Below are 13,834 nucleotides of genomic sequence, written 5' to 3'. Positions count from 1 at the left end.
CCGACCATCCGGTCCAGGCTTTCCTCCGGGCTTTTTCCCTTCGGTCTTGCGTTTCCGACTCTATCAGACTCTTTCGCGTCCGATTCCCGGTCGAAGCGGGTTTCCCGACTTCCAGATCCACGCTTTCGCGTTTCCCTTTCCGTCGAGTCCGACTCTATCAGATCCTTTCGGGCCTGATTCCCAGTCAGCGGGATTCGCCTTCCCGACCGTTAGGCCGTTCCGACGCCGAAACTCTAGCGAACTTTCCCGGTGACTCATAATCGAGTCCTCGAAATTAATTTCGGCATGCCGAAATTATCCCGAATGGGAGATCGTACTGAGTTTTGGATGCCGCGTCCGCGGCAGGATGAGTCGCCGCAGAACCGTTCCGGCCCCGTGGCAACTCGGAGTACTTTACGGATCGGGCTGGGGCGTGTCAACCCCGGCAGGTCAAGCGATTAACCGGGGCCGAACACCGCTCAGTCCAGGTCGGTGAGGCGGCCACCGGCGTCCGGCTGGGCGTGCTCCACACGGCGCAGGACACGGATCAGCATGTCGCCGAGGGCTCCCCGCTCCTCCACCGTGAAGTCCTGGAGCAGGTCCCCCTCGAAGGCGGTGGCCATGCGCATCGCCTCCAGCCACTTCGTACGCCCCTCGTCGGTCACCTCGACGATCACGCGTACCCGGTTGCTCTCGTCCCGGTCGCGGGTGACCAGCCCGTCGGCCGCCATGCGGTCGATGCGGTGGGTCATCGCGGCCGGGGTGAGGCCGAGGCGCTTCGCGAGCTCCCCCGGGCCCAGGCGGTAAGGGGAACCGGCCAGCACCAGCGTCTTGAGGACCTCCCATTCGGCGTTGCTGATGCCGAGGGTGGCGAGCTGGCGCCCGTACGCCACGTTCATCCGGCGGTTCAGCCGGCCGAGAGCCGAGACGACCCGCTCGACCTGCGGGTCGAGGTCGCGGAACTCCCGCTGATAGGCGGCGACCTGCTCGTCGAGGCTCGGCTCCTGCGGGCCGGGTTGCTCGGTGGTGTCAGACATGGCGGGCAGTATGGCACGCCCGCCAAAGCCATCGAAGTCCTTCAAGCTGAATTGTTGAGCTTCTAACTTTAGTGCTAAAGTCTTCGGGTTCGAGTCGTTGCTACGGACCGGCATGTCGGCATGCCGGTGCGAGAGTTTGAGGTAGGTGAGTGTGACCAGGGAGATGGGGGCAGCGCTGCGGCGGATCCAGCTGGGGAGCGCGCTGAGCGCGTTCGGGCTGGGGTTCACCGTTCCGTACCTGTACGTCTATGTGGCACAGGTGCGGGATCTGGGCGCGGGTACGGCGGGGGTCGTGCTGGCGGTCTTCGCCATGGCGGCGCTGGCCGTTCTGCCGTTCACGGGCCGTGCGATCGACCGGCGCGGCCCGCTGCCCGTGCTCGTCGTCGCCTCGGTGGTCGCCGCCCTGGGCGCGGTCGCCCTCGGCGTGTCCTCCGGGGTGACCGCGTCCGTGTTGTCGGCGGCGGTCCTCGGCGCGGGCACGGCGGTCATGCAGCCGGCGCTCGCCACGATGCTCGTGTGGTGCTCCAGCACCGCCTCCCGCACACGTGCCTTCGCCATGCAGTTCTTCCTGCAGAACCTCGGGCTCGGCCTCGGCGGACTGGTCGGCGGGCAGATCGTGGACACGGCCCGGCCGGAGTCCTTCACCCTGCTGTTCCTCATCGAAGCCGCGATGTTCGTGGTGCTCGGTGCCATCGCCTGCACCGTGCGGCTGTCCCGTGCCCCGTCCTTCTCCGACGCCCGGCCCACCGGCGGGTCCTCGGCGCAGAGCGGGCTGCGAGCCCTGCTGTCGCACCGGGCCATGGTGCAGCTGTGCGTACTGGGCTTCGTGCTGTTCTTCGCCTGCTACGGGCAGTTCGAGTCGGGGCTCGCGGCGTACGGCACCGAGGCCGCCGGGATCCAGCCCTCGACGCTGGGTATCGCGCTGGCCGCCAACACCGCGGTCATCGTCGTGGCGCAGTTCGTCGTGCTGCGGATGGTGGAGCGCCGCCGCCGCAGCCGGGTCATCGCGCTGGTCGGCCTGATCTGGGCGTTCGCCTGGGTCGTGGCGGGCTTCGCGGGCCTCGGGCACGGCAGCCAGACCATGGCGACGGCCGCGATGATCTCCACGTACGCACTCTTCGGGCTCGGCGAGTCGATGCTGTCGCCGACCGTCGCGCCTCTGGTCGCCGATCTCGCGCCGGAGTCGATGGTCGGTCAGTACAACTCCGCGTTCGCGCTGTGCAAGCAGCTCGCGCTGGCGGTGGGCCCGGCCGTGGGCGGCCCGATGGGAGCCACGCTGCACGGTCCGTACATCGTGACGTTCGTACTGTTCTCGCTGGGCATCACGGTGCTGGCACTGCGCCTGGGCCGACGGCTCACTCCGGCGCAGGACCAGCCGTCGGCGGAGGTGACGCCGTCCCGGGTGGTGGCCGTGTCGCGGCCGGAGGCAGAGGCCGCGCCCAGCTACCACTGATCGCCGCTGCCGCCGACCGCCGGCCGGCGCGTTCCCGCCGCCGACCGCCATGGATCACGGGCCGGCACGCCGCGGCTGCGGATTCACCCGCCCGAGCGGGCGTCCGTGAGCCGGTGAGAGAGGGCGGCGAGCCGGTGAGGGGCCCGTTCACGACGGGCCCCTCCGCTTGCGGCTCACCGCTCCTGCGGGAGGGCGAACTCGCACCAGACCGCCTTGCCGCCTTCCGGCCTGCGACGGCAGCCCCAGGAAGTGGCGATCGTCGCGACGATGGAGATGCCGCGCCCCGATTCGTCCGCCGGATCGGCGCGACGGCGGCGGGGCAGGTGATCGTCGCCGTCGGTCACCTCGATGATCAGGCGGCGGTCGGTACGGCGCAGGCCCAGGCGCATCGGCGGGGTGCCGTGCTTGAGGGAGTTCGCGACGAGTTCGCCCGCGGCCAGGACGCCCAGATCGCGCAGCTCGGCCGGGAACCGCCACGAGGTCAGGACGCCGGTGGCGAAGGCGCGGGCACGCGGGGCGGCCTCGATGCCGCCGAGGAGGTCGAGCGAGGCGTTGTGGAACAACTCCGCGTCGGCCCCGGTACGGGCGGGGTGCTGGACCACCAGTACCGCCACGTCGTCGTCGTGCTCCGCGGTGACCCCGAGGGAACGGATCAGCCGGTCGCAGACGACCTGCGGCGAGCCCTTGGCTCCCGAGAGGGCGCGCTCCAGCGCGGCGACGCCCTCATCGATGTCCTCGCTGCGGCGCTCGACCAGGCCGTCCGTGTAGAAGACCGCGGTGGAGCCGGGCGGCAGTTCGATCGTGCCCGAGGTGTGGATCCAGCCGCCAGTGCCGAGCGGCGGACCGGTCGGGTCCTCGGCACGGTGGACCGTGCCGTCCTCGTGGCTCACCAGGATCGGGAGGTGCCCGGCGGAGGCGTAGACGAGTCGGCCCTCGTTCGGATCGTGGACCGCGTAGGCGCAGGTGGCGATCTGGCTGGCGTCGATCTCGGCGGCAAGACCGTCCAGGAGCTGGAGCACCTCGTGCGGCGGGAGGTCGAGGCGAGCGTAGGCACGCACCGCCGTGCGGAGCTGTCCCATGACAGCGGCGGCCCGCACTCCCCGCCCCATCACGTCCCCGATGACCAGAGCCGTGCGACCGGCGCCGAGCGTGATGACGTCGTACCAGTCGCCGCCGACCGCCGCGTCCGTGCCGCCGGGCTGATAGGTGGCGGCGATCCGCAGGTCGTCGGGCTGCTCCAGTTCCTGCGGGAGCAGCGAGCGCTGGAGGGTGACGGCCGTTTCGCGGTGGCGTCGTTCGCTGGCGCGGAGCCGTTCGGCCGCTTCGGCGTGGTCGGTGACGTCGGCGGCGTACACGAGCACCCCGCGCTCGCCGTCGCCGCCTCCGCTCCCGCTTCCGCGCCTGTTCCGGTGCCCGCCTCCGGCCTTTTCCCCGTCCCTGCCCCGGTCCCGTTCCTTCTTCCAGTTCCTGCCCGGGGCCCTGTTCGCGTCGTCGGCCGTCGCGGCGTCGGCGTCGGCGTCCCGATGCACCGGGATGCAGGTCACGGTGTACGAATTGCCGTTGCGCACCTTGCGGGACTTGACCGTGCGCGGCGTGCCGCTGCGCAGGACCTGGTCCATGAGGGGCAGCAGGCTGAGCTCGGAGAGTTCGGGCATGGCCTCGGCGGCGGTGGCGCCGACGGGGCGGGGCCCGAAGGCGGCCACGTAGGCATCGTTGACGTACTCGATCCGGTGCTCGGGGCCGTGCACCAGGGCGACGAGAGCGGGCAGCCGGCCCAGCAGATCGCGCGCGGAGAGGTCTTCCAGAACGGTTCCGTCGGCCCCGGCGGGCCGGCCGTTCGCGCCGTCGCGTGTCCCGTCGTTCGCGCCGTCGCGCGTCGCGTCACCCCCGCCGTCGGGGCCGCTGTCGGGGCCGCTGTCGGGGCCGCTGTCGGGAGTGTCCGCGCCCACGTCGGTGTCCGGGCGGCGGGAGCCGGGCTCGGGGCGTCCGTACTCGGCGCGCGCCGGCGGTACGGAGCTGCGGTCACCCCGAGCGGCGGCGCGGCGCTGCGTTCCGGGTAGGCGGGCGCTCCAACGCGTGAAGTTCACGGAATTTCTGGCCTCGTGTGTCGGTCTGGTCCGCTCGGGCGGGCTGCTTCCTCTGCTGGTCCCGGTTTCCTCGGTCCCGGCTCCCTCCGCGGGATCCGGTCGTCCCCGCCGGTCCCATGGGTTCCACGCATTTCATGGGTTCCGCCGGGTCCAACGGTTCCGCCGGATCAAACGGTTCCGCCGGATCCGATGGATCGACAGGTTCGGCGGGTTCGGCGGGTTCGGTGGTTCGGCGGGCGGTGCCGGGGCCGGCCCCGGGAGAACGCATCCGGGCCTCATCGTGCTGCTCGTGCCTCCGAGGCGTCAGAAGTGCCGGAGGCATCAGAGAAGTCCGACGCCCTTGACGCCTCCGGTGTTTCCGGCGCGTCCCCCGCGTGCGGTGGCTCTGGTGCTTCCGATACCTCTGATGTCTCTGATGCGTCTCGGACATCGGGGATGTCACTGCTGTTCACTGTCTCGTCGCTACCGGCCGGGATCACTCTGCGCAGGTGTGGGCCCACCTATGGTCACACGTCCAGTGTGGCGGACCGTACTGGCAGTTGTCGGTACGGCGGTGCCGCGGTCGGGTGAGGCCGCGGGCCCGACGGCCGGTCAGGTGCCATGCCCCGGTGGGGCGTCGGGGCCGGTGGGACGACGGGGGCCCGGTGGGCCGCCCGTGGTCGGTGGGCCGCCCGGTCCCGGGCGTCCACCCCCCGCGGCACGTTCGAACTCGGCCCGCGGGTGTTCCAGGGAGCCCAGGGAGACGATCTCGCGCCTGAAGAGCCCGGCGAGCGTCCATTCGGCCAGGACCCGGGCCTTCCGGTTGAGCGTCGGGACGCGGCTGAGGTGGTACGCGCGATGCAGCAGCCAGGCCGGGCACCCCTTAAGCGCGCGACCGCGGACATGGGCCACGCCCTTGTGGAGGCCGAGCGAGGCGACGGAGCCCGCACAGGCGTGCCGGTACTGCTTGAGGGGTTCGCCGTCGAGCGCGGCGAGGACGTTCCCGGCGAGGACCTTGGCCTGGCGCACGGCGTGCTGGGCGTTGGGGGCGGTCCTGGCGCCCTTCTCGGAGGCCGTCAGGTCGGGTACGGCGGCGGCGTCGCCGGCCGCCCAGGCGTGCTCGACGCCCTCGACGGCGAGTTCCGCCGTGCATCTGAGCCTGCCGTACTCGTCGAGCGGCAGATCGGTGGCGGCGAGGACCGGCGCCGGTTTGACGCCGGCGGTCCACACGAGGGTGCGGCTGCGGACGCGGGAGCCGTCGCTCAGGACGGCGATCCGGTGCTCGCAGGACTCCAGCCGGGTGTCGAGGCGCACGTCGACGTTGCGGCCGCGCAGCTCACGGATCACATACAGCCCCAACGCGTCGCCGACCTCGGGAAGGATGCGGTCGGACGCCTCGACGAGGATCCACTTCATGTCCTCCGGCTTGATGTTGTGGTAGTACCGCGAGGCGTGACGGGCCATGTCCTCCAGTTCGGCGAGCGCCTCGACGCCGGCGTATCCGCCACCGACGAAGACGAAGGTGAGAGCGGCGGCGCGGAGGGCCGGGTCACGGGTGGTGGAGGCGATGTCCAGCTGCTCGATGACGTGGTTGCGCAGGCCGATGGCCTCTTCGACGGTCTTGAAGCCGATGCCGTGGTCGGCGAGGCCGGGGATCGGGAGGGCGCGTGAGACGGAGCCGGGTGCGAGGACGAGCTCGTCGTACGCGATCTCGACGGCGCCCGTACCGTCCTCGGCGGAGGCGGGGGTGGTCACGGTGGCCGTGCGCCTGGAGTGGTCGATGTGCCGCGCCTCGCCGATCACGATCCGGCAGTCCGCCAGAACCCGGCGCAGTGGCACCACCACATGGCGCGGCGAGATCGAACCGGCGGCCGCCTCGGGCAGAAACGGCTGATACGTCATATACGGCTCGGGAGTGACGACGACGATCTCCGCCCGACCGTTCCTGAGCCGCTGCCTCAGCCTCCGCTGGAGACGCAGCGCCGTGTACATCCCGACGTAGCCGCCGCCGACGACCAGAATGCGCAGGCATGGCGGGGTGCCAGAGGGTGCTCCCCCGGAATCTGTAGCCATCACCACCCCATGACGCAACGGGCTCAGGGGTTTGTCCACAGGCCCGACAAATTGTGTGACCGGAGATCTGGGCCGGGACGTCGTCGTAGGTGACGACATTGTCACGGAATCCGCGCAGGTCAGAGGGTGGAACGGGGGTGGCGGGCCGGGGTCGATCAGATGACCGGCCGATTCTCGCGCCTTCGAGGGCGCTCCGTGCGGAACTACCCCCTTCTGAATTGACGCGTGCTCAACTATGTTCGTGTGTCGCCGGAGGGCCGGATCGTGACCATGATCCACTCTCTGGCTCAGACTGCGGGAAGTCTCCGGGGGGAGACGTCATTACCGGGGGAACAACATGCATATTCAGGATTCTCATTGGCAGACCGCTGCGACGGTTACGCCCCATTCGTCCGCCGGAAACGGCCGAGGCGGAGCTGTCGGAGCGGTAGGGACGGCCGGCGAGATGTTGCCGGTCGGTGCGACGACGGGGACGGCCGCGCCGACGACCACGGCGGGCGGGCCCAACGGAGGAATGGCGACAAACGGGGCGAACGGCGCAAACGGCCGGTCGACCCCGCTTCGTGTGGACGCCCAGCGCAATCTGGAGCACGTGCTGCGCGCCGCCCGCGAGGTGTTCGGCGAGCTGGGGTACGGGGCTCCCATGGAGGACGTGGCGCGTCGCGCCAGGGTCGGCGTCGGCACGGTCTACCGGCGGTTCCCGAGCAAGGACGTGCTGGTCAGGCGGATAGCCGAGGAGGAGACCGCTCGGCTGACGGACCAGGCACGGACCGCCCTGGGGCAGGAGGAGGAACCGTGGTCGGCCCTGTCGCGCTTCCTGCGCACGTCCGTGGCTTCGGGCGCGGGGCGGCTGCTGCCGCCGCAGGTGCTTCGGGTCGGCGTCGACACCGACCCGGTCATCGGATCCGGGGGTGACACCGGGGCTGTCGGGGCCGAAGGCAGGGTCGTTTCAGGGGCCAGGAACGGGGCTGTGGACGGCTCGGCGCCTGCCGGGGACACCGGGGCCGCGGTCGGCGCGGGTGCCATGGCGGGCGCGGCCGGTGGCCGGGTGCCCCAGCAGCGGCAGGGCACGGGTCCGGACGACCTCCGGCCGGCCGAGGCGCTGTCCGTCCCGGAGGCGGGCCACGTCGCGGACGACGCCGGGGCCGGTGAGCTGCTGGAGGTCGTCGGCCGGCTCGTGGACCGGGCGCGCGCGGCCGGTGAGCTGCGCCGTGACGTGACGGTCGCGGACGTGCTGCTGGTCATCGCGACGGCGGCGCCCTCGCTGCCCGATGCGGCTCAGCAGGCGGCGGCTTCGAGTCGGCTGCTGGACATCCTGCTGGAGGGGCTGCGCTCCCGACCTGCCGCCTGAACGATCCGGGAGGGGCCGCGTTCGCGAACTGCCGCCTGAACGGCCTGGGACGAGGTCGTAGCCGACCTTGCCATGGGCGGGAGCGGTGGGGCGTGACGCGGTGCTCGGGACGTGAGATGCGGGACATGAAGCCCAGGCCGTGGGATGCGGCCCTGGCGACGGGGTCGGGTGGCCTCGGGCGGCGGCTCCGGCCGGGCGATCGGGGCAGGGCCGTCCGAGACCGGGCGCCGAGGGCCGCCCCCCAACCCGGGTCCGGGCGAACCGGAGTTGGCCGAAACCGGGTGCCCGAAGTCTGGTGAACCGAAGTCTGGTGAACCTAGGCGGGACAAACCGGGTCAGGTGGACCAGGTCGGGTGGACCTAGGCAAGCCGGTTGGCCGAAGCTCGCGGGTCCTCCCGTTCGGATCCGGTATGACCCTCCCCACTCTCGTCCCAGCTCCGCACGCATGCCCCCGTCCGTCCCTACGGCAGCCGCATCGCCGTTCCACCGCCACTCCATGGCCGTATGCCCATGCGCGGCCGGCCCGAGGTCAATGCGCAGCCGATGCACGGCCGTTGACGAGTCCCGTTCCGGGGGACCGGTCCACCGGCCCTGTCCAGAGGCCCGTTCCAGGGGCCCGGTCCGAGGTCGGACCACATCCCTCCAGGGCCGGTCCGGAACCGATTTGCGGCTGCCTCTCCGACGATCCGCGTCATATGTCCGGACTCGGACGGCCCTCGCGGCCCTCGCGGGCCTCGTCCAAAGGACCATTGCCCCTGCCCGCCCTGTCCGTGCGCAAAAACGCTCGGCTAGTCTTCCCAAATGAGCGGCCAATAGTGCTCATATTCGGGAGAACACCCCGGATGAGTGGTTGCCGGGGCTGAGGGTCCGGCGTGATTGCGCCATGTGGCACGCTTGCTCGATGTTCGGGTCCGACAGCGCAACGGGGGCTTCCGCGATGAGCCGTGACGGGCAGAAGGAAGAGTCGTTCGACGACATCGCCACCGCGGGCGATGCGGCGGAGGCCGATGGCCCGTTCTCCCGCCAGGTGCCGTGCCAGGGTGGTCCCGGGCGGCCGGGAGGCGGCACCGAAGGCGGCACCGTACTGCCGGGTCCGTGGGCGGGGGCGCGGGGCACCGACGTCGACGCTGGTACCGAGGCCGCAGTGCCGATGCAGCGGGAAGGCGGCACCGAAGCCACCGGCCCCGGCGATTCCGACGCCGATCTGATCAAGATGATGCGGAACGGTGACGACCGCGCGTACGAGGAGCTGTTCCGGCGGCACTCGGACGCGGTGCGGCGCTACGCGCGCAGCTGCTGCCGCGACGCGCACACCGCCGACGACCTCACCGCCGAGGTCTTCGCTCGCACGCTGCAGGCGGTGCGGAGGGGCAAGGGCCCCGAGGAGGCGGTGCGGGCCTACCTCATGACGGCTGTCCGGCATGTCGCGGCCGCCTGGACCAAGACCGCGAAGCGGGAGCAACTGGTCGAGGACTTCGCCGTGTTCGCCACGCAGGCCGCCGAGTCCTCCCAGGTGTCGAACGTGGAGACGCTCGACCTCGGCGCGGACGTGCTCGCGATGCACGAGGCCGAGCGGTCGCTGGCCATGCGTGCCTTCCGCAGCCTGCCGGAGCGCTGGCAGGCGGTGCTGTGGCACACCACCGTCGAGGAGGAGTCGCCCAGCGAGATCGCCCCGTTGTTCGGGCTGACCGCCAACGCCACGGCGGTGCTGGCCAGTCGGGCCCGTGAAGGGCTCAAGCAGGCATATCTCCAGGCCCATGTGAGCCAGTCGCTCACTTCCGGCGGCGACTGTGCGCGCTACGCCGATCGCCTCGGCGCGTACGCCCGGGGCGGTCTCCGGATGCGGGCCGAGCGCGGGCTGCGCGGGCATCTCGACGAGTGCGCGAAGTGCAGGCTCGCGGCGGGCGAACTGGCCCACGTCAACGCCGGGATCCCCGCTCTGCTGCCGGTCGCGGTCATCGGTTGGGTCGCCGCCGGGTACTCGCTCAAGGCGGCCGGGATCACCGCCGGTGGCGCGGCCGGGGCGGTCGGGGCGGGAGCCGCCGCGGCGGCGACCGGTGGGGGCTCGGCCGGAGGCGGCGCGGCCTCGGAGGGGCTCGGCACACCGGTCAAGGCCGGTATCGTGACGGCGGTCATCGTGGCCGCGGCGGCCGGGCTGGCCTGGGCCATGGTCGGCAACGGTCACCCCGAGACCGGACACGCAACCAAGCCCGCCGTCGCGGCCCCCTCCGTGCCGCCGCCCGCAGCGCCTGAGCAGCCGGCGTCGCCGCAGCAGTCCGAGCAGTCGGCGCCGCGCGCAGGCGCCCCGCCGGCCGCGGACGCACCGTCGTCCGCCGATGCACCGTCGTCCGCCGATGCACCGTCGTCCGCGGCGTCAGCGCCGCCCGCCGAACCGCCGGCCGCGTCCTCGGCTCCCTCGTCGAAGCCGACATCGCCGACCGCTCCCGGCCCCGGCCCCGGCCCGACACCCACCGCGTCGAACACCCCGGTCACGCCTCCCGTGCCCGGGCCGACGGCGCATCCGACGACGCCCGAGACCCCGAAGCCGTCCGTCCCGGAGACGTCCCCCGACCCGACTCCGACGACGCCCGCACCACCGCCCACCGTCTACCGGCTCAGCGAGTTGCGCTACTCGACGTCCGGCGACCACACGGAACCCGAGTTGGTGGTCAATGAGAGCAACTGGCTCTGGCAGCGTTCCGGCCTGTGGATCGGTGGCAGGCAGTACGCCCACGGCGTGACCGTGCACACCAAGTCCTCGGTCGCGATCCGGTTGAACCTGCAGTGCTCGCGGTACGAGGCCCTGGTCGGGATCGACGACCTGTCGCTGGGGCTGGGCGCGGCGCGCTTCTCCGTCCTCGGCGGTGACGGGAGGCTGCTGTGGCGGTCCCCGGTGGTACGCGGCGGAGACCAGGCCGTACCCGTCGGAGTCGACATCACCGGCCAGACCAAGATCCGGCTTGTCGTCGACCGGGTGCAGCCGGGTATCGGCGCGGCACTCGCCAACTGGGCAAACTCGGGTCTCAACTGCCGGTGAGACGTGCAGGTCCGGGCCGACGGACCGACGTACCGCCCCGCCCGTCACAGGGCGGGGCGGGGCGGAGCGGTACGGTGCGGCCTGGGTAGAGACGTCCCGGGCGAAAGGGCGTCAGACGCGTCCCTCAGGTGCCGTCCGCCACCCTGCCGAGGTGTCCGGAAGCGCCGCGCAGACACGGTTCAGCAGCTCGATGACGTCATCGACGGTCAGCGTGCGGCCTGCGGCACGCTCCGACTCATACGCGTCCGCGCCGAGTTCCGCGCGGGTCAGCCGCTCGCGCTCGTCCGCCTCGGCCTGCTGCGCCCCCGCGTCGGGTTGCCCGGCTCCCTGGCGCGACAGTTTCTCCCACACATGCAGGTCGGCATCGTCCGGTGCCGCTCGCCGCCCCGGCCCGCGATGGACGGGCCTCCGCCCCCTTTCGCGGACGGGCCCCGCGTCCTCCCGCACCGCTTACCGGGGGCTCCCGCCCCGTCCGTTACGCCCGCAGGCTCCGCCGTGCCGGGACGACGCCGTGCGCGACGGCCCGTCGGCGAGGCGCCTTTGTGCCCGTCCAGCAGGTACCGCGCCGCGACACGAGGCGGCGCAGCCACAGTTCCGTGGACGCCAGGTGGGCCAGGCCGTCCAGCGGCAGTGGTTCGCCGTCGGCGGCGGCGCGCAGGGCCTTGCGGACGACGCGGGCCTCGACCAGGCCGGCGTCGGCGAGCAGCGGGGCGTCGAAGAGGGCCATCAGCTCGGGGAGTGCGGCGCGCAGACCGGTGCGGGCGGTCGCCTGGGAGGTGGCGTGGGAGGGCGTGCCCCAGCCGGGCGGCAGGTCGTGGACGCCGGCGCCCGCGAGCACCCGGCGCAGGATCGCTCCACGCGCGCCCGGCTGCACCCGGAGCGATTCGGGGAGCGCGCGGGCGGCGCGTACGACCTGGTTGTCGAGGAAGGGGGCGTGCAGGCGCTGGCTGCGGTTCTCGGCGGCCTGCTCCAGGATCCGGTGGTCGGCGGCGTACCGGGCGAGCGCCGCGCGGGCCCGGGCCTCGCCGGGACGCTGGACGGAGACCGGCCGGACCGCCGCCTCCTGGAGGCGAACCGATACGTCGGCGAGCGCCTCCCCGGTCAGCCAGTGCGCGGCGGGGCCGGGCCGCGACCAGGCGAGGGCGGCGAGCGAGGCGTCGAGGGGGGTGCCCGGGCCGGGGGTGTGGCGGTTGGCGACGGGCAGCCGGTCGGCCGCCGTCTCCAGACCGGTGCGGTACGACGTGCGGGACAGGCGGCGGGCGGCGCGGTAGACGGTGAGCGGAACGAAGAGGGAGTTTCCGCTGGAGCCCTCCGCCTTGGCGAGCGCCGCCACCGGACGCAGCAGGTGGCGCCTGCGCCGGTCCATCAACAGGTCGGCGAGGCGTGCGGGGTGGGCGTCGAGGACCTGCCGGGCACCGCCGCCGACGAAGTGGTCGGCACTGCCCGAGGCGAGGCGGCGGCGGTGGCGTTCGGCGACGACGAGAAAGGGTGCGGGCTCGTCGGTGAGCGGGCCGCCGCCCAGGTCGGCGTAGGGCAGGGCCTCCTCCCCTCCGGCGACGACGACATGGTGCAGGCGTGGGTCGGCGGCGATGATGCGGGCGCGTTCGAGTTCGTCCTCGTGCCCGTGCGCGGTCAGGTCGTTGAAGGTGACGGCGAGCAGCCGCTCCCCGGCCTCCGCGCCGGGGCCGAGGAGGCTTCCGGGCAGGCCGGGCAGTCCCGGCAGTCCGGCGGCCAGCAGGGCGAGCGTTCCGGAGGCGCTTCCCCCGGAGAGGTCGGCACCGATACCGGGGACGGGCGCGCCCCGTGCGGCACGCCGGTCGGCGGGTCCCATTCCGGGGACCGGTCCCGGATCGGGCGGCAGGGTGCCGGGGGCGTGGCGCGGTGCCGTGAGCCGGGCGCGTACGGCGTCGACCAGCGCGTCGCGTACCCCGTCGACGGCGCTCACCGGATCGAGTTCGGGCGCGGCGACGGCCAGGGAGGCCACCGCCTCGTACCCGGTGATCTCGCGCGAGCCCTCGCGGAGGATGAGCGCGTGCCCCGGCGGTACGCGTCTCACGCCCTCGTACGGGGTGCCGTCGCGCAGTGCCTCCGGGGTCTCGGGGCAGGCGAGCAGCGTGGCCAGGTGCCCGATGTCCAGCTGGGCCTCGACGAGATCGGCGAGCGGCAGTGCGGCGGTGGCGTAGGCCGTGCCGCCCGCCCAGGGGGTGTGGAAGACCGGGCGGGCTCCCGCCAGGTCGCCGATGACGCTGATCCTCCGGCCGATCTGGACGACGGCCGTGTAACCGCCGGGCCAGGAGGTGAGGTGGCGCAGGGCTCCGCCACGTGCGGCGAGGAGGCCGACGCGCAGTTGTTCGTCCGTGGCGCCGCAGCAGCCGAGGACGGCGAGCCGGGCCGTGGGCGCGCCCTCGATCGTGCTGATCCGGATCTCGTCCGGGCGCCAGTCGCCGACGGCCCACAGCGGATCCGGGTCGCCCCAAAGGAGTTGGGAGCCCACGGGCTGCACGGTGCGCCCGTCGTCGTAGGCGCCGACCGCGCCGGCGGTACCGAAGCGCGCGGCGACGCTGCTCCACCCCACCAACCAACGCATCGCCGCCTCCACGGACTGTGGACAAAACGGCGCAGCAGGAACACATCGGGAGAACTCCGCTGGTGTGCGCCGTCGTTGCGAACATGCTGCCACGACAGACACGTGCGGGAGAGGCCACGGAGGCGCACGTCGGGCCGGTGTGCGCCCCCGACACGGGCCGGGCCGGTGCGAGCGACGGACGGGCGCGGACGGGCGACCGCCGGTCGGCGGCCCGGCACCGGGCGTCCGGCGGTACGGCGGGAGCACGTCCC

General features: G+C 72.7%; 8 protein-coding genes. 3 read left to right on the top strand and 5 right to left on the bottom strand.

Annotation, left to right across the window (positions count from 1 at the left end; translation table 11 throughout):
- Positions 1-458 precede the first annotated feature (458 nt).
- Positions 459-1,016: a MarR family winged helix-turn-helix transcriptional regulator gene (locus ACIHCL_RS19255; RefSeq protein ID WP_399863189.1), complete on the bottom strand. Its 558-nt coding sequence runs from the start codon at positions 1,014-1,016 to the stop codon at positions 459-461.
- A gap of 163 nt (positions 1,017-1,179) precedes the next feature.
- Between ACIHCL_RS19255 and ACIHCL_RS19250 the strand changes: the two genes are divergently transcribed.
- A complete protein-coding gene (locus ACIHCL_RS19250; protein ID WP_399863223.1) occupies positions 1,180-2,469 on the top strand; it encodes an MFS transporter in 1,290 nt (429 codons plus the stop codon).
- Positions 2,470-2,642: 173 nt separating this feature from the next.
- Here ACIHCL_RS19250 and ACIHCL_RS19245 read toward each other — a convergent pair whose 3' ends face one another.
- On the bottom strand, positions 2,643-4,556 hold the full coding sequence (locus ACIHCL_RS19245) for a SpoIIE family protein phosphatase (RefSeq protein ID WP_399863186.1): 1,914 nt from the start codon (positions 4,554-4,556) through the stop codon (positions 2,643-2,645).
- Positions 4,557-5,147: 591 nt separating this feature from the next.
- Positions 5,148-6,608: an NAD(P)/FAD-dependent oxidoreductase gene (locus ACIHCL_RS19240; RefSeq protein ID WP_399863184.1), complete on the bottom strand. Its 1,461-nt coding sequence runs from the start codon at positions 6,606-6,608 to the stop codon at positions 5,148-5,150.
- A 337-nt stretch (positions 6,609-6,945) separates the two neighbouring features.
- On the opposite strand from ACIHCL_RS19240, the gene ACIHCL_RS19235 reads away from it, so the two are divergent.
- The gene (locus ACIHCL_RS19235; RefSeq protein ID WP_399863181.1) at positions 6,946-7,959 is read left to right on the top strand and encodes a TetR/AcrR family transcriptional regulator; all 1,014 of its coding nucleotides are present in this window, start codon (positions 6,946-6,948) and stop codon (positions 7,957-7,959) included.
- 937 nt (positions 7,960-8,896) lie between these two features.
- Complete coding sequence (locus ACIHCL_RS19230; protein ID WP_399863180.1) at positions 8,897-10,996, top strand: sigma-70 family RNA polymerase sigma factor; 2,100 nt, start codon at positions 8,897-8,899, stop codon at positions 10,994-10,996.
- Positions 10,997-11,107: 111 nt separating this feature from the next.
- On the opposite strand, the gene ACIHCL_RS19225 is transcribed toward ACIHCL_RS19230, so the two are convergent.
- Both ACIHCL_RS19225 and ACIHCL_RS19220 read right to left on the bottom strand, forming a co-directional pair.
- Entirely contained in the window at positions 11,108-11,347 is a 240-nt protein-coding gene (locus tag ACIHCL_RS19225; RefSeq protein WP_399863177.1) for a hypothetical protein, read from the bottom strand.
- A 124-nt stretch (positions 11,348-11,471) separates the two neighbouring features.
- Positions 11,472-13,583 carry an asparagine synthase-related protein gene (locus ACIHCL_RS19220; RefSeq protein ID WP_399863175.1) on the bottom strand — a complete coding sequence of 704 codons (2,112 nt, stop codon included), beginning with the start codon at positions 13,581-13,583 and terminating at the stop codon, positions 11,472-11,474.
- Positions 13,584-13,834 lie beyond the last annotated feature (251 nt).

This window comes from Streptomyces sp. NPDC052042 (genome assembly GCF_044548345.1).
GTDB lineage: Bacteria > Actinomycetota > Actinomycetes > Streptomycetales > Streptomycetaceae > Streptomyces.
This window is presented reverse-complemented; position numbering and strand designations above follow the sequence as displayed.

Coding starts and splice junctions, on each gene's coding strand:
- ACIHCL_RS19250 (WP_399863223.1), top strand. CDS start 1,180: ATGGGGGCAGCGCTGCGGCGGATCCAGCTGGGGAGCGCGCTGAGCGCG.
- ACIHCL_RS19255 (WP_399863189.1), bottom strand. CDS start 1,016: ATGTCTGACACCACCGAGCAACCCGGCCCGCAGGAGCCGAGCCTCGAC.
- ACIHCL_RS19220 (WP_399863175.1), bottom strand. CDS start 13,583: ATGCGTTGGTTGGTGGGGTGGAGCAGCGTCGCCGCGCGCTTCGGTACC.
- ACIHCL_RS19235 (WP_399863181.1), top strand. CDS start 6,946: ATGCATATTCAGGATTCTCATTGGCAGACCGCTGCGACGGTTACGCCC.
- ACIHCL_RS19240 (WP_399863184.1), bottom strand. CDS start 6,608: ATGGCTACAGATTCCGGGGGAGCACCCTCTGGCACCCCGCCATGCCTG.
- ACIHCL_RS19230 (WP_399863180.1), top strand. CDS start 8,897: ATGAGCCGTGACGGGCAGAAGGAAGAGTCGTTCGACGACATCGCCACC.